The following is a 19,519-nucleotide window of genomic DNA, read 5'->3' on the forward strand; positions in this document are numbered from 1 at the left end:
GCTCGCAGTCGTGAGCGGCCCCGCCGTGGGGCAGACGGCGTGGGCCCATGACGCCACGAGCGACGTCTACGCCGAGGTGACCCCGGCGGCGCCGGACGGCGCAGGGCCGACGACGGACGTCACGGCCGTGCTCGACCTCGAGTACGACCTGCTGATGAAGTCCGCCTGGCTGCGGGCCGAGGCGTACGAGGCGACGGAACGGGACGACCAGCTCGCGCAGCTCGACCAGCACGAGCGGGCGGTGGACGGTTACGTCACCGACCGGTTCACGGTCGCCCACGACGGCGAGGCGTGCGTCCCGACGCTGTCCGCCGTCGACGTCGTGGAGCGCGGCGACCGTCCCTACGCCTCGCTGACCTACGCCTTCGCGTGCGACGGCGAGCCGGAGGGCGTGCACGAGGTCTCCAGCGCGCTGTTCCCGGACGCCGAGTCGTTCGTGCACTCCACCGAGACGATCGTGGCGTACACGCTCGACGGCGAGGACGGCTCCGCGGTGCTCACCGCGGCGTCGCCGACCCTCACCACGGGGGAGAACCGCCTGCTCAAGCAGGTGGGCGAGTTCTTCGTGCTGGGCGGCGAGCACCTGCTGTTCGGGCTGGACCACGTGCTGTTCCTGCTGGCGCTGCTGATCGGCGCCCGCAGGCTGCGCGACATCGTCTGGACCGCCACGGCGTTCACCGTCGCGCACTCGGTGACGTTCCTGCTCGCCGCCCTCGGCGTGGTGTCGGTGCCCGCGATCGTGGTCGAGCCGGTGATCGCGGCGTCCATCGCGGTGGTGGCGGCCGTGGACCTGTACCTGATCCGGCGCGGACGGGACACCGCGCCGTACGGCACGGTGCGTGACGGCCTGCGCTGGCGGGCCGACGCGGGGGAGCGCGCCGCGTTGACGGCCTGGGAGCGGTGGCGGCTGCCGGTCGTGTTCGCCTTCGGGCTGGTGCACGGGGTCGGGTTCGCCGGCGCGCTCGGGATCGAGGCCGCCTGGTCGTGGACCCTGCTGTGGTCGCTGGTGTCGTTCAACGTGGGCATCGAGGCCGTGCAGCTCGGCATCATCGCGCTCGTGTTCCCGCTGCTGGTGCTGCTGCGGGTGCGCGCCCCGCGGACGGCGCGCTGGATGCTCGGCGCCGGCTGCGCCGCGATCGGCCTGGTCGCCCTGTGGTGGGTCGTGGAGCGCCTGACGGGAGCCCTGTAACCCTGGCGGCCCGCGGGCCCCGCGGGCCGCGGGCCCGACCAACCGACCGGCCCACCGAGCGTAGGGTTCCTCGCACCATGGGCACCCATGAAGCGACGAACCCTACGCTCGGCGGCGCGGGGCCATCGTCCCGTGGCCGTCGCGGCTGCGATGAAGTCAGGGTCGGGTGATGGCAGGCGGCTACCCGTGCGCCGCCCAGAACCGCTCCAGCTCCGCGTCCAGCGCCGGAGCGACCTGCATGGGCAGGGAGTGCGTGGTGTCGGGCCAGATCTTGACCTGGGCCTCCGGGATCAGCCTCGCCTTCTCCGCGGCGGCCTCGCCACCGGCGAGCGACGAGTCGCTCGCGATCGCCACGTACACGGGCATCGGTGGGCCCTCCAGCTGGGCGTCGGTCAGCGGGACCGGGTTGGGCAGCCCCGAGGAGCTGTAGCTCTCGGCGCCGAGCGAGATCATCCGGATCAGCGGGTCGTCCGGGTCGACCGCCTCGTCCTCGACACCGCCGATCTGGTTCAGGCCTGCCTCCCGCCACGACTCGGGCAGGAACGGCAGCGAGAGCGGGATGCTCGCGAGCACCATCGACAACGGCAGCGTGCCCAGGGTGAGGATCGGCTCGAGCAGGGTCAGGCTGGCCAGGCGCTCTGGGTGGTGCACCGCGACGGCGGCGGCGAGCCCGCCGCCCTGGGAGTGGCCGACCAGGTGGGCACGCTCGATGTCCAGGCCCGCCATCGCCTCGTCGACCCACCGGGCGGAGTCGGCGATGTCGCGCTGGGGGACGGACTGCTCGGACAGGCCCGTGTCGCCGAGGACGTCGAAGGCGTACACCGTGCGGTGTCCGACGTAGTGCGGCAGGTTGTCGCCCCACATCGGGACGGCGGCCGACCGGCCGGGCAGCAGGACGACCGGGGTCTCCTCGGGCCGGTCCTTCGCGACCCAGGCGTAGGCGCGCACCGTGCCGAACCTCGTCTCGACGTCGTGCGTCTCGGTGGGCTCGGGCAGGCGGGCGAGCGCCGCGGCGTACGCGTCCTCGTACGCCAGGCGGGCCTGCGGCGTGCGGAAGTGGCCGACGCCGGGGCCGCCCGCCGTGAGCAGCAGCACCAGCCCGCTGGTGGAGACCGCCGCGACGGCGGCGAGCAGGACGGTCGGCCACCGGCGCCGTGTGCGGCCGGTCTGGTTCTCGCGCATCAGAGGTCCCTTCAGGTGGGTGAGACGTTGCAATACAGTCGCATCGTAACAGGTTGCGATGCAATCGTATTGCTACGCTGTGCGCATGCCGAGAGTCGTCGATCACGAAGAGCGCCGCACGCAGATCGTCTACGCGCTGTGGCTGGTGATCGCCCAGCACGGGATCGAGGGCGTCAGCCTGCGCCACGTGGCCGCGGAGGCGGGCGTCTCGATGGGTCGCATCCAGCACTACTTCGGCACCAAGGAGGCGCTCGTCCTGGCGGGCTGCACCGCGCTCGTCGAGACCGCGTACGGCGGCTACCTGGAGACCGCCGACGCCGACCCGCGCGTGCGCCTCCTGCACGTCGTGAGCCAGCAGATCCCCCGGGACGACGGCGGCCGCACGGGCGTCAGCGTCTGGTACGCCTACGTGGCGAAGTCGATCAACCACGCCGCCGTCCGCCAGGTGCTGGCCGAGGCGCGCCGGGGGGCCGAGGAGGAGTGCGCGCGGCTGATCCGCGCCGACCGGGCGAACAGTGCCGACCGTGGAGAGGACGCCGACGACCCCGCTGCGCTGGAGCAGGCACGGCGGCTGCTCGCACTGTCGGACGGGCTGACCCTGCGGGTCCTGGTCGGCGACCTCGAGCCGGCCGAGGCCCTCGCCATGCTCGAGGCGGAGGTCGACGGGGTCTGACCGGGCGTGCTCGCGGGTTCAGTCGTGCTCGCGCAAGCCGTCCAGCAGGCTCGTGAAGAGGCTCTCGGCCCGCTGCCCGACCTCGACGTCGCGGTCCATCCGGTTCACCCGGACGGACCGCTCGTCCGGCCTCGTCCAGAGGTCGCTGCTCATGCCGCGCCGGATCCAGGCGAGGACGAGCTGCGTGCGGTCGACACCGCGCCGGCGCGCGGTCGCGGTGAGCCGTGCGAGGTCGGCGTCGGACAGGTCGACGACGATCCGTCGGCCGTCGAGCTCGACGTGCGAGCAGGCGTGGTGGTCGGTCATGGCAGGACGATGGGCGGTGCGACGGCGCACATGGTCAGCTCCTCGGTTCGCTGGGGGTCCGGCGTCCGGCCCCAGCCTGCCGCGCGCTCCGCGCGGGGTGCGCGGCGAGCCGCGAATCCTTGCGGATACGCAATGCCCGGCCCGAACCTCGTACCCTCTTCGGTGTGAGCCAGCCCGTTTCGCCCCGCCCCGACACCGACGACCGTCCCGAGCTCTCGGGCTTCCGGACCAAGCCGGTCTCCTTCGTGCGCCGGTCCGGCAGGCTCACGGACAAGCAGAAGCGCCTGTGGGCCGAGCTGCACCCCACCTACCTCGTCGACGTGCCGCGGGCGATCGCGCGCACGTCCGTGGACCCCGGGTTCGTGCTCGACACGCGAGCCGTGTTCGGGCGCACGGCACCCCTGGTCGTGGAGATCGGCTCCGGCCTCGGTGACGCCGTCGTCGAGGCCGCCCGCACCGACCCCGAGCGCGACTACCTCGCCGTCGAGGTCTACCAGCCAGGGCTCGCGCACACGATCGCGCGCGCCGAGCGGGCAGGCGCGGCCCTCGGCCAGGGCGGGCTGCCCAACCTGCGCCTGGTGCAGGCCAACGCGGCAGAGCTGCTGGCGACCACCGTCCAGGCCGGGACCGTGGACGAGCTCTGGGTCTTCTTTCCCGACCCCTGGCACAAGGCGCGCCACCACAAGCGCCGCCTCGTCACCGCCGAGTTCGCGGCGCTCGCCGCCCGCGTGCTGCGGCCGGGCGGCACGCTACGCCTGGCCACCGACTGGGCCGAGTACGCCGAGCAGATGATCGAGGTCCTGGACGCGGACGAGCACCTCGGCAACGCGCACGGCACGGGGAACCGGGCGCCGCGCTTCGAGCGGCGGGTCCTGACCGGGTTCGAGCGCAAGGCGCACGGCGCGGGGCGGGCGATCACGGACCTGACGTACGTCCGGCGCTGACGTCCGTGCTGGTCGCCGGCTCGGGAGCGGGTGAAATAACGACTTGGTCACGTCGATGACTCGCGGCGAGATTTGATTGCCCCGCGCATGTGAAATAAGGAACATTGGGCGTCGGTGCGAAGGGCGCACCGGGTCGCGGCAGTGCGCGTGTCCCATGAGCCGATGGAGGCGTCATGAGTGACCTACCGGTCTCAGGGCCTGTTGAAACCGATTACCAACGCGTCGAGAGATCGGACGAGTTCCAGAGCCTGCGCAAGGCCTTCCGGAACTTCGTCTTCCCGATGACCGCGCTGTTCCTCGTGTGGTACCTGCTCTATGCGGTCCTGAGCACGTACGCGCACGAGTTCATGAGTATCCGGGTCGGCGGGACGTTCACCGTCGGTCTCATCTTCGGGCTGCTGCAGTTCGTGTCCACGTTCGTCATCACCACGCTCTACGCGCGGTGGGCGAACGACAAGTTCGACGCCCGGGCGCAGGCCATGCGCGAAGAGATCGAGGAGGGCCAGCTGTGAACGGGACCGTCATGGCAGCGGCGGCGGCCACGAACGTCGGCAACATCTGGATCAACATCGGCATCTTCGCGGCGTTCGTCGTCGTCACCCTCGTCGTCGTGTTCCGGGTCTCCCGCCAGAACAAGAGCGCGGCCGACTTCTACGCCGGAGGCCGCAACTTCACGGGCACGCAGAACGGCACCGCGATCGCAGGCGACTACCTGTCGGCGGCCAGCTTCCTCGGGATCGCGGGAGCCATCGCGGTCAACGGGTACGACGGTTTCCTCTACTCCATCGGCTTCCTCGTGGCCTGGCTCGTGGCCCTGCTGCTGGTCGCGGAGCTGCTGCGGAACACGGGCAAGTTCACGATGGCCGACGTGCTGTCGTTCCGGCTCAAGCAGCGCCCGATCCGGCTCGCCGCGGCGATCTCGACGCTCGCCGTCGTGTTCTTCTACCTGCTGGCACAGATGGCCGGTGCCGGCGGGCTCGTCGCCCTCCTGCTCGGTGTCACCGACTCCGCGGGCCAGGGCGTCGTCATCGCGGTGGTCGGCGCCCTCATGATCCTCTACGTGCTGGTGGGCGGCATGAAGGGCACCACGTGGGTCCAGATCATCAAGGCGACACTGCTCATCGCGGGCGCCGCCGTCATGACGGTCTGGGTGCTCGCCAACTTCGGCTTCAGCCTCTCCGCCGTCATGCAGGAGGCCGTCAGCGTGGCCGGCGAGGGCGGTGAGGCACTCCTCGAGCCGGGCAAGAAGTACGGCGTCTCCGGGATCACCCAGCTCGACTTCCTGTCGCTGGCGCTCGCCCTGGTGCTCGGCACCGCGGGCCTCCCGCACGTGCTGATGCGCTTCTACACGGTGCCGTCGGCCAAGGAGGCCCGCAAGTCCGTGGTCGTGGCGATCTGGCTGATCGGCGTCTTCTACCTCTTCACGCTGGTGCTCGGGTACGGCGCGGCGGCCCTCGTCGGGCCGGAGGCGATCCTCGCGGCGCCAGGCGGGGCCAACTCCGCCGCACCGCTGCTCGCGTTCCAGCTCGGCGGCGAGATCCTGCTCGGCATCATCGCGGCGGTCGCGTTCGCGACCATCCTCGCCGTCGTGGCGGGCCTGACGATCACCGCGGCGGCCAGCTTCTCCCACGACATCTACGCCTCCATCATCAAGAAGGGGCAGGTGGCACCCGACGGCGAGGTCCGGGTGGCCCGCTGGACCGTCGTGGTGATCGGCGTCATCGCGATCATCGGCGGCATCTTCGCCAACGGGCAGAACATCGCGTTCCTCGTGGCGCTGGCGTTCTGCGTCGCGGCGTCGGCCAACCTGCCGACGATCATCTACTCGCTGTTCTGGAAGCGGTTCAACACGTCCGGCGCGCTGTGGAGCATCTACGGCGGGCTCAGCTCGACGATCCTGCTGATCATCTTCTCGCCGGTGGTGTCGGGCAAGGTGGACCCGGCCACGGGGGAGAGCCTGTCGATGATCAAGAACACCGCGATCGACTTCCACTGGTTCCCGCTCGACAACCCGGGCATCGTGACCATCCCGCTCGCGTTCGTGCTCGGCGTCGTCGGCACGTACCTGAGCAAGGAGCAGTCGCACCCGGAGAAGTACGCCGAGATGGAGGTCCGCTCCCTCACGGGCGCGGGCGCGGAGAAGGCGGTCTCGCACTGACCCTGCCCGGTTCGCTGAGTGCTGGATCTTCGTCCTCCGAAAGGCGGTTCGAGGGCGAAGATCCAGCACTCAGCTGCTGATCAGGGGGCGATTGTCAGGCCCCGGTAGGTGCGCCCCTCGTCGGTCACGGCGGCCCCCTCGGCGTAGCAGGCGAGCTCCCGCTCGACGTCGCGGGCCTCGTGCGCGGCAAGGTGCGCGGCGACGACGTCGGGCAGGCCGATGCCCTGGGTGGCGGCGCCACCGGTGGTGGTGCTGTCGGGGTCGGCCTCAGCCGACCGTCGGGACCGTCCCGCCGTCGATCGTGTGCTCGGCCCCGGTGATGGCCGCCGAGCGGTCGCCGACGAGGAAGGCGACCAGCTCGGCGACCTCGGCCGGCTCGCTCGGGCGCCCGAGCGGGATGCCGCCGAGCGAGTCCATGACCTGGCCGAGGGCCTCCTCCCGCGTGATGCCCTGGCCGGTGGACAGGCGGTCGACGAGTCCGTCGGCGCCGGCCGACCGGATGAAGCCGGGGGAGACCACGTTGACCCGGACGCCGTACGGCGCGACCTCACCCGCGAGCCCCTTGCTGTAGGTGGTCAGCGCGGCCTTGGCGGCGGCGTACCCGAGCGTGGCGTCGTGCAGCGGCTGCCTGCGCTGGATGGACGAGACGTGCACCACGGCGCCCCACCCTGCCGCGACCATGCCGGGGACCAGCGCGCGGTCGAGCCGGACCGCCGCGAGCAGGTTGAGGCCCAGCTCGTGGGCCCAGTGCTCGTCGGTGAGCGCCGCGAAGCCGCCGGACGGCGACCGTGAGCCGCCGAGCGTGTGCACCAGGATGTCGACGCCGCCGAGATGCTCGGCGGCGTGCTCGGCCACCCGGGCGGCGTCGTCGGGGGAGGTCAGGTCCGCCGCGACGAAGCCGCGGGGTCCGGGGCCGGTGTCGGGAGCCGTGCGCGCCGTGCCCAGCACGGTCGCGCCCGCCTCGCGCAGCCGTGCCACGACGGCGGCGCCGGTGCCCTTGCTGGCACCGGTCACGAGGGCGCGACGGCCGTCCAGGCGGTCGCTGATGGTCACGGCCCGCTGACCGTGGTCGGAGGTGTTCATGGCTCCACGCTGGGGCCTCCCGCGGGGAGAGGGTCAACAGGTGCGCTCGGCGGTGGCGCCTCCCCCTGGGGGAGGGTGCACAGTGGTGCCGTGACCAGAGGCCTGACCATCGGCGAGTTCGCGCAGCTCACCCACCTGAGCGTGCGGACGCTGCGGCGCTACCACGACTCCGGGCTGCTGGAGCCGGACCGGGTGGACCCCGGCAGCGGCTACCGCTACTACACGAGCGCGCAGATCCCGCCGGCCCAGGTGATCCACCGCCTGCGCGAGCTGGACGTGCCGCTCGCGGAGGTCCGGCAGATCCTGGCCGCCCCGGACGCCGGGGCCCGGGCCGAGCTCGTCGCCGGCCATCTCCGGCGGCTGGAGGCGGAGCTCGACCGGACCCGGACCGCCGTCGCCTCGCTGCGGCAGCTGCTCAGCCCGGGCACCGCACGGCCGGAGGTGGCGGTGCGCACCGAGCCGGCGCGCGTGGTCGCGGGGATCACCGGGGAGGTCGGGCAGGGCGAGGTGCTGGACTGGTACGCGGACGCCATGGCGGAGCTCGACGCCGCGGTCGTCGGCCACGAGCGGCACGGGCCGCCGGGAGGGCACTACGCGAACGAGCTGTTCAGCGACGGGCACGGGTCGGTGCTGGTGTACCGGCCCGTGGCGGACCCGCCGGAACGGGGGCGGGTGCGGCCGGTCGAGCTGCCCGCCGCCGAGCTCGCGACGGTGGTCCACCACGGCGCGCACGACGACATCGACGTCACGTACGGGCGGCTCGGCGCGTGGGTGGTCGACCATGCCCTGGCGGTCGACGGCCCGGTGCACGAGACCTACCTGGTGGCGCCGTCGGACACCCCGGACCGGACGGCGTGGCGCACGGAGCTGGCCTGGCCGGTCTTCCGCCTCGCCCCCTGACGGTTGAGTGCGGGATATTCGCCCTTCTGGCCCCGGAAAGAGGGCGAACATCCAGCACTCAGCGGGCGGGTTCGAGGCGGATGATCACCGACTTGGAGGCCGGGGTGTTGCTGCCCTCGGCCGTGTGGTCCAGGGGCACCAGCACGTTCGTCTCCGGGAAGTACGCCGCCGCGCAGCCGCTCGCCGTCGGGAACGCGACGACCCGGAACCCCTCGGCCCGGCGCTCCTCGGTGCTCCCGTCGCGCCCGGGCCACTCGCTGACCAGGTCCACCGTGTCGCCGTCGGCGAACCCGAGGGCCGTGAGGTCCTCGGGGCGCACGAACACGACGCGCCGCCCGCCCTTCACGCCCCGGTACCGGTCGTCGAGGCCGTAGACGGTGGTGTTGAACTGGTCGTGGGAGCGCACGGTCTGGAGCAGCAGACGCCCCTCGGGCACCTGGACGATCTCGAGCTCGTTCACCGTGAAGTTGGCCTTGCCGGTCGCCGTCGGGAACAGCCGGGCGTCGCGCGGCGGGTTGGGCAGCACGAAACCGCCGGGCTCGGTGACCCGCCGCTCGAAGTCCTCGAAGCCCGGGATCACGCGAGAGATGGAGTCGCGGATGCGTGCGTAGTCGCCGGCGAACTCCTCCCACGGCGTCGGGTCCTGCGGGCCGAGCGCACGGCGGGCCAGGTCGCAGAGGATCGCGGTCTCGCTGCGCAGGTGGTCCGACGCCGGGGCGAGCCGACCCCGTGACGTGTGCACCACGCTCATCGAGTCCTCGACCGTGACCACCTGCTCGCGCCCGCCCGTGAGGTCGCGCTCGGTGCGCCCGAGGCACGGGAGCACCAGGGACCGCTTGCCGGGCAGCACGTGGGAGCGGTTGAGCTTGGTCGAGACGTGCACCGTGAGCGGCACCTCCCGCAGGGCCGCCTCGGTGACGGCGCTGTCCGGCGTGGCCGCCGCGAAGTTGCCGCCCACCGCCATGAACACCTTGAGGTGCCCGTCGCGCAGGGCGCGCACGGTGTCCACGACGTCGTACCCGTGGGCGCGCGGCGGCTCGAAGTCGAACTCCGCGCCGAGCGCGTCGAGGAACGCCTCGGTGGGGCGCTCCCAGATGCCCATGGTGCGGTCGCCCTGCACGTTGCTGTGCCCGCGCACCGGGCAGGCGCCCGCGCCCGGACGGCCCACGTTCCCGCGCAGCAGCAGGAAGCTCACCACCTCGCGGATGGTCGCCACCGCCTGCTTGTGCTGGGTCAGGCCCATCGCCCAGCAGACGATGACCTTCTCCGAGGCCAGGACGTCGCCCACGAAGTCCTCGATCTCGGACCACTCCAGCCCGGTGGCCCGCTCGACGTCGGACCGGTCCACCGCCCGCCAGGCGGCGGACGCCTCGGCGAACCCCGAGGTGTGCTCGGCGATGAACTCGTGGTCCAGGACACCCTGGTGGCCGGCGGTGCGCGCGTCGTCGTCGGCCTCCAGGAGCAGGCGGTTGACCGCCTGGAACAGGGCGAGGTCGCCCGCCAGGCGGACCTGGAGGAACCGGTCGGCCAGCTTGGTGCCCGGCCCCACCACGCCGCGGACCCGCTGCGGGTTCTTGAACGTCTGCAGCCCGGCCTCGGGCAGCGGGTTGATGGCCACGATCCGCGCCCCGCGGTCCTTGGCCTGCTCCAGCGCGGTGAGCATGCGCGGGTGGTTGGTCCCGGGGTTCTGGCCGACGACGACGATCAGGTCCGCGTGGTCGGTGATGTCCTCCAGCGACACACTGCCCTTGCCGACGCCCAGCGTCTCCGTCAGTGCGGAGCCCGACGACTCGTGGCACATGTTGGAGCAGTCCGGCATGTTGTTGGTGCCGAGCTTGCGGGCGAAGAGCTGGTAGAGGAACGCCGCCTCGTTGCTGGTGCGACCGGAGGTGTAGAAGGCGGCCTGGTCGGGGGAGTCGAGCCCGCGCAGCTCCGTGGCGACCAGGTCGAGGGCCTCGTCCCAGGGCACGGGCCGGTAGTGGTCGGAGCCCTCCTCGCGCAGCATCGGCTCCGTGAGGCGCCCCGACTTGCCCAGCCGGTGGTCGGTCCAGGTGGCCAGCTCGGAGATGGGGTGCTCCGCGAAGAACGCCGCGTCCGCGCGCTTGCGGGTGGACTCCTCGGCGACGGCCTTGGCGCCGTTCTCGCAGAACTCGGCGACGTGCGGCTTGCCCGGCTCGGGCCAGGCGCACCCGGGACAGTCGAAGCCGCGGTGCTGGTTGAGCAGCGGGAGCGTGCGCAGGCCGCGCGCGACGCCGGCCTCCTCGAGCACGTGGGCCAGCCCGTGGACCACGCCCGGCACGCCGGCGGCGCTCTCCTTCGGCGGGCCGATGCGCAGGGCAGGCTCGGGGGCGTCGGTGCGGGCTTCGTCGCTCACGTCGGTCACGGTTCGACCCTACGCCGGACTTCACCCCGTGTGGAGGGCCTGGACATATCGGCGGCCGCGGGTGCGAGACTGGCGGCATGGGAGTCGTCACCGACCGACGGCGGGTGGTCCGCGTCCGCGAGGGTGCCCGCACGGCACGCCCGGACACGCTCGCCGTCGAGGAACCGCTCATGGTCCGGCTGGTCGAGCCCGGCCCGGTGCCGGGCGGCGGGACGACGCCGGCAGGCGGCCCGGCGGCGCGCAGCAGTGCCCTGACCCTGACGATGCGGACCCCCGGCGACGACTTCGACCTCGTGGCCGGCTGGTTGGTCTCGGAGGGCGCGGTGGCGGCACCGGAGGAGATCGTCGGCATGCGGCTGTGTCCCGACGAGGACAACACGGTCGAGGTGGCGCTCGCACGCGGCGTCGACCCACCGCGGCAGCGGGCCTTCGCGACGACCAGCGCGTGCGGGGTGTGCGGCTCGGACACCGTCGTGGAGGTACGTGCCGGTCTGCGGTGGCCCGTCGCCCGCGACCCGGTGACGGTGGCCGCCGAGGTGATCACCGCGCTGCCCGACCTGCTCCGCGAGCGCCAGCGCGCCTTCGACCGGACGGGTGGCCTGCACGCCGCGGGCCTGTTCACCGCGGAGGGTGAGCCGCTGTACGTGCGGGAGGACGTCGGCAGGCACAACGCCGTGGACAAGGTGGTCGGGGCGGCGCTGCGCGACGGCGCCCTGCCCGCCGCCGGGACGGTGCTCCAGGTCAGCGGGCGGGCGTCGTTCGAGCTGGTGCAGAAGGCGGTGCGGGCGGGGATCCCGGTGCTGTCGGCGATCTCCGCGCCGTCGACGCTCGCGGTGGATCTGGCGGACGAGTGCGGTCTGACGCTGCTCGGCTTCGTGCGCGGTGAGTCGATGAACGTCTACACGTGGGCGGACCGGGTGGTCTGAGCGGTCGAGCCGTCGGTGTGCCGGGCGCCGCGCGCGAGGAACGCCGCCGCGGAGTCGACGGCGCGGGCCGCCGCCGGATCGGTGCCGTGCTGGTGCTGGAACACGTGCGGGCTCCCGGGGTAGGTCTCCAGGGTGACCTCGACGTCCGCGGCCGCGGCGCGGGCGGCGAGGGTCGTGGAGTCGTCGAGCAGCACCTCGTGCGTGCCGACCTGGAGCAGGAGCGGCGGCAGTCCGCGCAGGTCGGCGAGCACGGGGCTCGCGAGGGGGGCACGGGCGTCGGTGCCGGCGGGCAGGTACGTCTCGGCGTACTCCCGGATGTCGGAGGCGTCGAAGATCGGGTCCACGCTCTCCTTGCCGGTGAGGCTGGGGCCGGACAGCGTCAGGTCGAACCAGCCGGAGAACGTGGCCACGGCGGCGGGCAGGGGGAGTCCGGCGTCGCGGGCGGCCAGCACCGTCGCGAGGGCGAGGCCGCCGCCGGCGGAGTCGCCCGCGAGGACGACGCGTGCCGGGTCGGTGTCGTCGAGCAGTGCGCGGTAGGCGGCCAGGGCATCGTCCACCGCGGCGGGGAACGGGTGTTCGGGGGCGAGCCGGTAGTCGAGCGACAGCGCGCGCAGCCGCGCTCGGGCGGCAAGCGCGGCGGCGAGCGGGACGCCGGTGCGGGCGGCGCCGATCACGTAGCCACCGCCGTGCAGGTAGAGCAGTACCCCGGAGCCGTCGTCGGCCTGCGGCACGGCGACGTCGAGCGCGGGGACGCCGCCGAGCGTGGTCTCGGTCACGCGGGTGCCGTCCGGTACCGGCATCCGGCCGAACGACGCGTAGAAGGTGCGGAGCTCGGCGAGCGAGTTCTGGTCCATGGTTCTCCTCCATGCTCGAAGATGGATTCCATGGAAGTCAAACAAGATTCCGTGGAATCTATTCCGGTGGGCGACGGGTTCGAGCACGCCAGGCTGGTCGACGACCTCGTCCGCGTCGAGGTGCGGCTCTACACCCTGCTGGACGCGCGGCTGCGCGCCGCGCACGGACACGGGCTCGGGCGGCTCGACGTGCTCCGCACCGTCGCCGAGGAGTCGGACTGCCGGGTCTCCGACGTGGTCCGGCGCCTCGGCATCACCGTGGGCGCCGCGAGCAAGGCCGTCGAGCGCCAGGTGCGCGACGGGCTGGTGCGCCGTGCCGCCAACCCGGAGGACGGCCGCTCCTCGTTCCTCGCCCTCACCCCGGCAGGGCGCCAGGTCCTGGACAAGGTGCTGCCCACCCTCGACCGCGAGGCGTCCGCGCTGCTGCGTGGCTCCGGCGTGCCCGACGGCGACCTGGCGCACCTCGCCCGGGTCCTCACACAGGTGCGGGGCGCGCTGGAGGGCGGCGGCCGGGACATCACCCCGTGAACAGCGGGATGACCCCCTTGACCGTCTGGAACAGGCCGTAGGCCAGCGGCACGGTCACCACCAGCCAGGTGACGACCAGGCGCGGGACCTGGTTCGACGTCGGCTGGACGGGTTCTTCCGGCATGGTCACACCCTTCTTTCGGTGAGCGCTCCGGCCGGGTCGGCCGGCTCGTGGAACCGCGCGGCGACGGGCCGGATCAGCGCGTTGGCCACCAGGCCGAGCGCGAGCACGCCCACCATCGTGAACAGCGCGGGCCGGTAGTCGGCGGCGACCAGCTCGCCCGGCGTCCCCTGTGCGTCCAGGAACCCGTTGATGATGAGCGGCCCGGCGATGCCAGCCGCCGACCAGGCCGTGAGCAGGCGGCCGTGGATGGCACCCACCTGGAACGTGCCGAACAGGTCGCGGAGGTAGGCGGGCGCGGTGGCGAAGCCACCGCCGTAGAACGAGATGATGACTGCCGCGACCAGCACGAAGACCAGCGTGGAGAGGTTGCCCACCGTGGCCAGCAGCACGTAGAGGACCATCCCGACGCCCAGGTACAGGACGTACGTCGGCTTGCGCCCGATGTAGTCCGACGTCGACGACCAGACGAACCGTCCGGCCATGTTGAACAGCGACAGGAAGGCGACGAACCCGGCCGCCGTCGCCGGCGCGACCGACGACGTGGCGCCCTCGCGGAAGAAGTCCTGGATCATCGGGGCGGCCTGCTCCAGGATGCCGATGCCCGCCGTCACGTTGCAGAACAGCGCGGTCCACAGGAACCAGAACTGCGGGGTCCTGATCGCGTTCGCCGCGGACACGTTCGCGCCCGACACCATGGGCTTCCTCGCCACCGCGGCGGCGTCGAAACCGGCAGGAGCCCAGCCCGGCGGCGGCACCTTGACGGTGAACACGCCCAGCATCATCACCAGGAAGTACGCGATGCCCAGCGTGACGAAGAGCGACGTGACGGCCCCGCCCGAGGCGACGGACGCCGAGTCCGCCGGATCGTAGCCGCTGTCGTAGGCCGCGAGGAGCTGCCGGGACAGCGGCGAGGCGACGAGCGCGCCACCGCCGAAGCCCATGATCGCCATGCCCGTGGCCAGGCCCGGCCGGTCCGGGAACCACTTGATGAGCGTGGAGACCGGCGAGATGTAGCCGATGCCGAGCCCGATACCGCCGATGAACCCGTACCCGAGGTAGACCAGCCACAGCTGCGACGTCGCGATGCCGAGTGCCCCGACGAGAAACCCGGACGCCCAGAAGCAGGCGGACGCGAACATCGCCGCCCGCGGCCCCGCCCGTTCCACCCAGGTACCCAGCACCGCGGCCGACAGGCCGAGCATGACGATCGCGATCGAGAAGATGACGCCGATGGCGGTCAGGCTCGAGTCGAAATGGGCGACCAGCGCGTTCTTGTAGACGCTGGTGGCGTACGCCTGGCCGATGCACAGGTGGATGGCGAGCGCCGCCGGCGGGATGAGCCACCTGCTGTAGCCGGGCTTTGCCACCGTGTGTTCGCGGTCGAGGAACGACAGGGCCACGGAGCACCTCCTCGTGCTCGGGGGATCCGGCCGCCTTATGCGGTTTCACCCTTTTGAGGGGGCACGCTACTTGCGGTGGGTGCTCGGGTCAATGATCAGTGCTGCGGGCTCCGCACCGCCGCCAGGAACAGCGGCAGGCCCGTCTCGGTCCGGGCGATCCGCACCAGGTACGGGCGGTCGACGGTCATCCGCACCGCGGTGCCGTCCAGCCCGGCAGAGGCCTCCGCCAGCCCGACCTCCGTGACCGCGGCCGCGACCGTCCCCGCCTCGTCCAGGCTCAGGTACGCCTGCTGGAACGCCTGGCTCACCGCGAGGTCCGTCGTGGTGCTGATGCCGGACAGGTCCGGACCCTCGTACAGGCCCCCGAGGCCCGCCTGCTCCAGGACCGGCGCCAGGTCCAGCAGCGGCGGCTCGAGCTCCAGCGTGGGCAGGGCGAGGTCCACGAGGCGCGGCGACTCGGCGTCGAGCGCGGCCGTGAGCGCGGTCAGCACCTCCGGCGTGACCGACGCGGGGTCCGTCCCCGAAGGGGGCAGGAGCACGTCGGCGTGGAACGCGTCGACGTAGGGCAGCCGGACTGCGGCCCACCCGCCCCGCTCGGCGTACGCCCAGCTCTCCGTGGCGTGCAGCATCTCCGTCGGCGCCGTGCCCGACGGCCCGGTGAAGTCCTGGTCGGAGGTGGCGTGCTCCTCGAACGGGGTCTGCCACCGCGCCGCGAGCAGGATCGCGTTCTGCAGCACCAGGCGCAACGCGGGGTCGGGCTGTATCGCTGACTCCTCGATCAGCCCGCCCGTGTGGTGGTCCACCCAGGCGTCCAGCACCTCCTTGCCCCCGTCGCTGCCCAGGTCGGTGCGCTGGACGCCGGCGTCGAACGAGGCCGCCAGCGCGTCGAGGTAGTCCCGCTCGACGGTGAGCTCGTCGTCGACCACCACCTGGTTCGCCAGGTGCAGCAGAGGCTCGTCGGGGAGCTCGTCGTCCCGCACCACACCCGGGTCGCCGTCGTGCGCGGCGAGGGCGCCCTGGAGCGCGTTGTAGGCGCTCGTACGGTCCGGGCCGGAGGCGCCGAGCGCCGCGTCCAGCGACGCGGCCGTCTCGCCCCGCGCCCCCTCCGCGAGCAGCGCCAGCGCGAAGGCGAGGGAGGCGGGGGAGACCAGGGCGTTCTCCTCCGGCCCGGCGGCCTCCCGCAGGGCGAGCAGGCCCAGATTCTCGGTCGCGGCCACGGCATCGGCGCTCGCGGGGGCGTCGGCGACGGCGACGACGACGTGCTCGGCGTCCGAGCGCTCCAGCCCGTCGTCGGGACCTGGTCCGCAGGCGGCAAGGGCCAGGGCGGTGGCGGCCGCCACGGTGAACGCCGTCGTACGACGGGTGGTGCGAGGGGTGGGGCTGCGACGCTGCACGATTTCCTCCTGGACACGGGGGCCAGCTCTCCACTGGATATGTCGTGACCTGCGGCGGGCTTGCAGCAAGCGGCTCCGTCCGGTGTGCGGCACCCGGCGCACGCACGACCTGGGTGCTGGTCTCAGGCCGAGAGCAGCACCCAGGTCGTGGTGGCGGGACGAGGCGTCAGGCGGAGAGGCAGTCCTCGATGGCCGGCCCGAGCAGCGAGTCCAGCAGAACGAAGTCGGCGTCCGTCAGGTAGTTGAACGGCGGGACGTCCTTACCCTGGTGCGCGGCGCCGCCCCCGGCGGTCGCCCGGGTATGGATCAACGGCTCCTCGGTGAGCCCCTTGGCGGTCATGAAATCGGCGATGACGCCGTCGACCACGTAGGTGCACTGGGGCAGGCCGATCTCCTCGGCGACCAGCATCTCGCCGATGTTGCTGAGCGGCTGCCACGGGGTGCCGCCCTGGCTGTGCTGGGCGTAGGCGGCGTCGTTCCAGTCCTCCTTGTAGCAGTGGTGTGCCGAGGCCGTGCCGGCCAGGGCGATGGACAGTGCTGCCGTGCCGGCGAGCGTGGCGAGAAGGCGCCCGGTGGTGCGTGCGACTCTGGACATCTTCGTCCTTTCTGGGGTGGCCAATCTGGGGTGGCCAATCTGGGGTGGCCAATTCTGGGGTGGCTAACAGCGTCGGCCGGAGAGGTGAGCCCGGCGGGGTGCTACGGCCGGGTGGCCCCGGCCGTAGCACGAGGCTGATGCGTCAGGCGGCTGGGACGACGTCGTCCGAGCAGTCCGGACCGCCGCGGACCACGCCTGCGGCGAGCAGTGGAGCGCTGATGTCAGCGCCTCCTTGGATCGTGAGCGCGTCGCGTGCGAAAGTCCACCGGGGGAGCGGGTGACCAGCGGGTGACTTCGGGCTCGGCCGGTCCGTCCGACGAAACCCGCAGATCAGAGCCGCCCTGTGCCAGCTCGTCGAATGGTGTCCGGTCCACCTCCCGATGCGACAAGTGTCAGTGGCTCCGGGCACAATCTGTCCCGACCTTCTAGAAGTGAGGTAAGGGACAAGTGGCAAGTATCAACCGGCGGATCGCCGAGGAGCTGGGTGTTCGGGAGGGGCAGGTGACGGCGGCGGTCGACCTGCTCGACGGCGGCGCGACGGTGCCGTTCATCGCCCGCTACCGCAAGGAGGTCACGGGCACGCTCGACGACGCGCAGCTGCGCACCCTCGAGGAGCGGCTGCGGTACCTGCGCGAGCTGGAGGAACGGCGCGCGGCGATCCTGTCGTCGGTCGAGGAGCAGGGCAAGCTCACGGACGAGCTGCGTGCCCAGATCCTGTCGGCGGAGACCAAGTCGCGCCTCGAGGACATCTACCTCCCGTACAAGCCGAAGCGGCGTACCAAGGCGCAGGTCGCCCGCGAAGCGGGCCTGGAGCCGTTGGCCGTCGCGCTGCTCGGCGACCCGTCGCTCGACCCGGCCGAGGCCGCCGGGCCGTACGTCGACGCCGACAAGGGCGTGGCCGACACGGCGGCGGCGCTCGACGGCGCCCGCGCGATCCTCGTGGAACGCATGGGCGAGGACGCCGACCTGATCGGCACGCTGCGCGAGCGGCTCTGGAAGCGCGGGCGCATGCTCTCCGCCGTCCGCGACGGCGCACAGGACAAGGGCGCCAAGTTCTCCGACTACTTCGAGTTCGCCGAGGCGCTGTCCAGCCTGCCCTCGCACCGGGTGCTCGCCCTCTTCCGGGGCGAGAAGGAGGACGTGCTGGACCTGACGATCGAGCCGGAGGAGGGCATCGAGGCCGGCGTACCTACCTCGTACGAGGCGACGATCGCCCACCAGTTCGGCATCGCCGACCAGGGGCGCCCCGCCGACCGCTGGCTCACCGACACGGTGCGCTGGGCGTGGCGCACCAAGATCCTGGTGCACCTCGGCATCGACGTGCGGCTGCGGCTGCGCTCGGAGGCGGAGGACGAGGCCGTGCGCGTCTTCGCGGCCAACCTGCGCGACCTGCTGCTCGCGGCGCCCGCCGGCACGCGGGCCACGATGGGCCTCGACCCGGGGCTGCGCACCGGCGTCAAGGTCGCCGTCGTCGACGCGACCGGCAAGGTCGTCGAGCACGCGACGATCTACCCGCACGCGCCCGCGAACCGCTGGGACGAGTCGCTCGCCACGCTGGCGAAGCTGGCGAAGAAGCACGACGTGGACCTCGTCGCGATCGGCAACGGGACGGCGTCCCGCGAGACCGAGCGGCTGGCCGCCGACCTCATGAAGAAGGCACCGGAGCTCAGCCTGACCAAGGCCGTCGTGTCCGAGGCCGGGGCGTCGGTGTACTCGGCGTCCGCCTACGCGAGCGCGGAGCTGCCCGACCTCGACGTGTCCATCCGTGGCGCCGTCTCCATCGCGCGCAGGCTGCAGGACCCGCTCGCCGAGCTCGTGAAGATCGACCCGAAGTCGATCGGCGTGGGCCAGTATCAGCACGACATCACCGAGACCAAGCTGTCGCGCTCGCTGGACGCCGTGGTGGAGGACTGCGTGAACGGCGTCGGGGTCGACCTCAACACCGCCTCCGTGCCGCTGCTGTCCCGGGTCTCGGGCATCACCTCGACGCTCGCGGAGAACATCGTGTCCTTCCGTGACGCCAACGGTCCGTACGCGTCGCGCGCGGGGCTCAAGAAGGTGCCGCGGCTCGGGCCCAAGGCGTTCGAGCAGTGCGCGGGCTTCCTGAAGGTCTCCGGCGGCGCCGAGCCGCTCGACTCGTCGTCGGTGCACCCCGAGGCGTATCCGCTGGCGCGGCGCATCGTGACCGCTGCGGGGGCCGACGTGCGGGCGCTGATCGGCAACGGCGGTGCCCTGCGGGCGCTGCGGCCCACCGACTTCGTCGACGAGACGTTCGGGCTGCCCACGGTCACCGACATCTTCACCGAGCTCGAGAAGCCCGGCCGCGACCCGCGTCCGGCGTTCACCACCGCCTCCTTCGCGGAGGGAGTCGAGACGCTCGGGGACCTGGTGCCAGGGATGGTGCTCGAAGGGCAGGTCACGAACGTCGCGGCCTTCGGCGCGTTCGTGGACGTCGGGGTGCACCAGGACGGGCTCGTGCACGTCTCGGCCATGTCCAAGAACTTCGTCAGCGACCCGCGGGAAGTGGTGAAGTCGGGGGACATCGTCAAGGTCAAGGTCATGGACGTGGACCTGCAGCGCAAGCGGATCGCGCTCACCCTGCGCCTCGACGACGAGATCGGCGGGGGCTCCGGCGGGCGCGGCGCGGGCGGCTCCCGCTCCGGCGGCCAGGGCACCCGGTCCGACGGGCAGGGTGGACAGCGCGGCGGCCGACAGGGCGGTGGTGAGGGCCGTGGCCGCAACGGGCGCGGCCAGGGCCAGGGCGGGCGCGGTCGTCCCGCGCCGGCGGACACCGCGATGGCGGACGCCCTGCGCAAGGCCGGCCTGGCCTGACCGGGCGGGCCCCCTGGCGGTCGGACCGTCAGGGGGTCACGATGACGG

Annotated in this window: 18 protein-coding genes; 9 read left to right on the forward strand and 9 right to left on the reverse strand. The window is 72.5% G+C overall.

Features of this window, described 5'->3' with window-relative positions; genetic code table 11:
- The first annotated feature begins 10 nt into the window (after nucleotides 1-10).
- Nucleotides 11-1,189: a HupE/UreJ family protein gene (locus tag ACYVK7_RS14575; RefSeq protein WP_460888440.1), complete on the forward strand. Its 1,179-nt coding sequence runs from the start codon at nucleotides 11-13 to the stop codon at nucleotides 1,187-1,189.
- Between the two features lie 180 nt (nucleotides 1,190-1,369).
- Here ACYVK7_RS14575 and ACYVK7_RS14580 read toward each other — a convergent pair whose 3' ends face one another.
- Nucleotides 1,370-2,371 (reverse strand): alpha/beta fold hydrolase, encoded by a 1,002-nt coding sequence (locus ACYVK7_RS14580; RefSeq protein ID WP_460888441.1) that lies wholly within the window; start codon nucleotides 2,369-2,371, stop codon nucleotides 1,370-1,372.
- An 85-nt stretch (nucleotides 2,372-2,456) separates the two neighbouring features.
- Between ACYVK7_RS14580 and ACYVK7_RS14585 the strand changes: the two genes are divergently transcribed.
- Complete coding sequence (locus ACYVK7_RS14585) at nucleotides 2,457-3,044, forward strand: TetR/AcrR family transcriptional regulator (protein WP_460888442.1); 588 nt, start codon at nucleotides 2,457-2,459, stop codon at nucleotides 3,042-3,044.
- An 18-nt stretch (nucleotides 3,045-3,062) separates the two neighbouring features.
- On the opposite strand, the gene ACYVK7_RS14590 is transcribed toward ACYVK7_RS14585, so the two are convergent.
- Complete coding sequence (locus ACYVK7_RS14590) at nucleotides 3,063-3,350, reverse strand: hypothetical protein (protein ID WP_460888443.1); 288 nt, start codon at nucleotides 3,348-3,350, stop codon at nucleotides 3,063-3,065.
- A 164-nt stretch (nucleotides 3,351-3,514) separates the two neighbouring features.
- Here ACYVK7_RS14590 and trmB point away from each other — a divergent pair, with 164 nt between their 5' ends.
- From trmB to ACYVK7_RS14605, 3 genes are all read left to right on the forward strand, one after another.
- A complete protein-coding gene (gene trmB, locus ACYVK7_RS14595) occupies nucleotides 3,515-4,294 on the forward strand; it encodes a tRNA (guanosine(46)-N7)-methyltransferase TrmB (RefSeq protein WP_460888444.1) in 780 nt (259 codons plus the stop codon).
- A 173-nt stretch (nucleotides 4,295-4,467) separates the two neighbouring features.
- Nucleotides 4,468-4,806 (forward strand): DUF485 domain-containing protein, encoded by a 339-nt coding sequence (locus ACYVK7_RS14600; RefSeq protein WP_460888445.1) that lies wholly within the window; start codon nucleotides 4,468-4,470, stop codon nucleotides 4,804-4,806.
- 11 nt (nucleotides 4,807-4,817) lie between these two features.
- Nucleotides 4,818-6,452, forward strand: a complete 1,635-nt coding sequence (locus ACYVK7_RS14605) for a solute symporter family protein (RefSeq protein WP_460888494.1) — start codon at nucleotides 4,818-4,820, stop codon at nucleotides 6,450-6,452.
- Between the two features lie 267 nt (nucleotides 6,453-6,719).
- On the opposite strand, the gene ACYVK7_RS14610 is transcribed toward ACYVK7_RS14605, so the two are convergent.
- On the reverse strand, nucleotides 6,720-7,535 hold the full coding sequence (locus ACYVK7_RS14610; RefSeq protein ID WP_460888446.1) for an SDR family oxidoreductase: 816 nt from the start codon (nucleotides 7,533-7,535) through the stop codon (nucleotides 6,720-6,722).
- Between the two features lie 90 nt (nucleotides 7,536-7,625).
- On the opposite strand from ACYVK7_RS14610, the gene ACYVK7_RS14615 reads away from it, so the two are divergent.
- Complete coding sequence (locus ACYVK7_RS14615; protein ID WP_460888447.1) at nucleotides 7,626-8,435, forward strand: MerR family transcriptional regulator; 810 nt, start codon at nucleotides 7,626-7,628, stop codon at nucleotides 8,433-8,435.
- Nucleotides 8,436-8,493: 58 nt separating this feature from the next.
- Here the strand turns inward: ACYVK7_RS14615 and ACYVK7_RS14620 are convergent, their stop codons facing one another.
- The gene (locus ACYVK7_RS14620; protein WP_460888448.1) at nucleotides 8,494-10,818 is read right to left on the reverse strand and encodes an FdhF/YdeP family oxidoreductase; all 2,325 of its coding nucleotides are present in this window, start codon (nucleotides 10,816-10,818) and stop codon (nucleotides 8,494-8,496) included.
- Between the two features lie 77 nt (nucleotides 10,819-10,895).
- Here ACYVK7_RS14620 and fdhD point away from each other — a divergent pair, with 77 nt between their 5' ends.
- Complete coding sequence (gene fdhD / locus ACYVK7_RS14625) at nucleotides 10,896-11,744, forward strand: formate dehydrogenase accessory sulfurtransferase FdhD (RefSeq protein WP_460888449.1); 849 nt, start codon at nucleotides 10,896-10,898, stop codon at nucleotides 11,742-11,744.
- On the opposite strand, the gene ACYVK7_RS14630 is transcribed toward fdhD, so the two are convergent.
- Nucleotides 11,717-12,598 (reverse strand): alpha/beta hydrolase, encoded by an 882-nt coding sequence (locus ACYVK7_RS14630; RefSeq protein WP_460888450.1) that lies wholly within the window; start codon nucleotides 12,596-12,598, stop codon nucleotides 11,717-11,719. The genes fdhD and ACYVK7_RS14630 overlap by 28 nt on opposite strands.
- Before the next feature lie 30 nt (nucleotides 12,599-12,628).
- Here ACYVK7_RS14630 and ACYVK7_RS14635 point away from each other — a divergent pair, with 30 nt between their 5' ends.
- Entirely contained in the window at nucleotides 12,629-13,126 is a 498-nt protein-coding gene (locus ACYVK7_RS14635; protein WP_460888451.1) for a MarR family winged helix-turn-helix transcriptional regulator, read from the forward strand.
- Here ACYVK7_RS14635 and ACYVK7_RS14640 read toward each other — a convergent pair.
- The 4 genes from ACYVK7_RS14640 to ACYVK7_RS14655 form a co-directional block, all read right to left on the reverse strand.
- The gene (locus tag ACYVK7_RS14640; RefSeq protein WP_460888452.1) at nucleotides 13,116-13,250 is read right to left on the reverse strand and encodes an MFS transporter small subunit; all 135 of its coding nucleotides are present in this window, start codon (nucleotides 13,248-13,250) and stop codon (nucleotides 13,116-13,118) included. The genes ACYVK7_RS14635 and ACYVK7_RS14640 overlap by 11 nt on opposite strands.
- Before the next feature lie 2 nt (nucleotides 13,251-13,252).
- Complete coding sequence (locus ACYVK7_RS14645) at nucleotides 13,253-14,644, reverse strand: OFA family MFS transporter (protein WP_460888495.1); 1,392 nt, start codon at nucleotides 14,642-14,644, stop codon at nucleotides 13,253-13,255.
- Nucleotides 14,645-14,745: 101 nt separating this feature from the next.
- A complete protein-coding gene (locus ACYVK7_RS14650; RefSeq protein WP_460888453.1) occupies nucleotides 14,746-16,044 on the reverse strand; it encodes a serpin family protein in 1,299 nt (432 codons plus the stop codon).
- A 166-nt stretch (nucleotides 16,045-16,210) separates the two neighbouring features.
- On the reverse strand, nucleotides 16,211-16,639 hold the full coding sequence (locus ACYVK7_RS14655; protein WP_460888454.1) for a hypothetical protein: 429 nt from the start codon (nucleotides 16,637-16,639) through the stop codon (nucleotides 16,211-16,213).
- 447 nt (nucleotides 16,640-17,086) lie between these two features.
- Between ACYVK7_RS14655 and ACYVK7_RS14660 the strand changes: the two genes are divergently transcribed.
- The gene (locus ACYVK7_RS14660) at nucleotides 17,087-19,471 is read left to right on the forward strand and encodes a Tex family protein (RefSeq protein WP_460888455.1); all 2,385 of its coding nucleotides are present in this window, start codon (nucleotides 17,087-17,089) and stop codon (nucleotides 19,469-19,471) included.
- The last annotated feature ends 48 nt before the right edge of the window (nucleotides 19,472-19,519 follow it).

Source organism: Promicromonospora xylanilytica (assembly GCF_054782895.1).

What these genes read in the sequence shown, in the direction of transcription:
- ACYVK7_RS14580 (WP_460888441.1), bottom strand. Translation starts at nt 2,371, where the DNA reads ATGCGCGAGAACCAGACCGGCCGCACACGGCGCCGGTGGCCGACCGTC.
- ACYVK7_RS14585 (WP_460888442.1), top strand. Translation starts at nt 2,457, where the DNA reads ATGCCGAGAGTCGTCGATCACGAAGAGCGCCGCACGCAGATCGTCTAC.
- ACYVK7_RS14590 (WP_460888443.1), bottom strand. Translation starts at nt 3,350, where the DNA reads ATGACCGACCACCACGCCTGCTCGCACGTCGAGCTCGACGGCCGACGG.
- ACYVK7_RS14600 (WP_460888445.1), top strand. Translation starts at nt 4,468, where the DNA reads ATGAGTGACCTACCGGTCTCAGGGCCTGTTGAAACCGATTACCAACGC.
- ACYVK7_RS14605 (WP_460888494.1), top strand. Translation starts at nt 4,818, where the DNA reads ATGGCAGCGGCGGCGGCCACGAACGTCGGCAACATCTGGATCAACATC.
- ACYVK7_RS14610 (WP_460888446.1), bottom strand. Translation starts at nt 7,535, where the DNA reads ATGAACACCTCCGACCACGGTCAGCGGGCCGTGACCATCAGCGACCGC.
- fdhD (WP_460888449.1), top strand. Translation starts at nt 10,896, where the DNA reads ATGGGAGTCGTCACCGACCGACGGCGGGTGGTCCGCGTCCGCGAGGGT.
- ACYVK7_RS14630 (WP_460888450.1), bottom strand. Translation starts at nt 12,598, where the DNA reads ATGGACCAGAACTCGCTCGCCGAGCTCCGCACCTTCTACGCGTCGTTC.
- ACYVK7_RS14635 (WP_460888451.1), top strand. Translation starts at nt 12,629, where the DNA reads ATGGAAGTCAAACAAGATTCCGTGGAATCTATTCCGGTGGGCGACGGG.
- ACYVK7_RS14640 (WP_460888452.1), bottom strand. Translation starts at nt 13,250, where the DNA reads ATGCCGGAAGAACCCGTCCAGCCGACGTCGAACCAGGTCCCGCGCCTG.
- ACYVK7_RS14655 (WP_460888454.1), bottom strand. Translation starts at nt 16,639, where the DNA reads ATGTCCAGAGTCGCACGCACCACCGGGCGCCTTCTCGCCACGCTCGCC.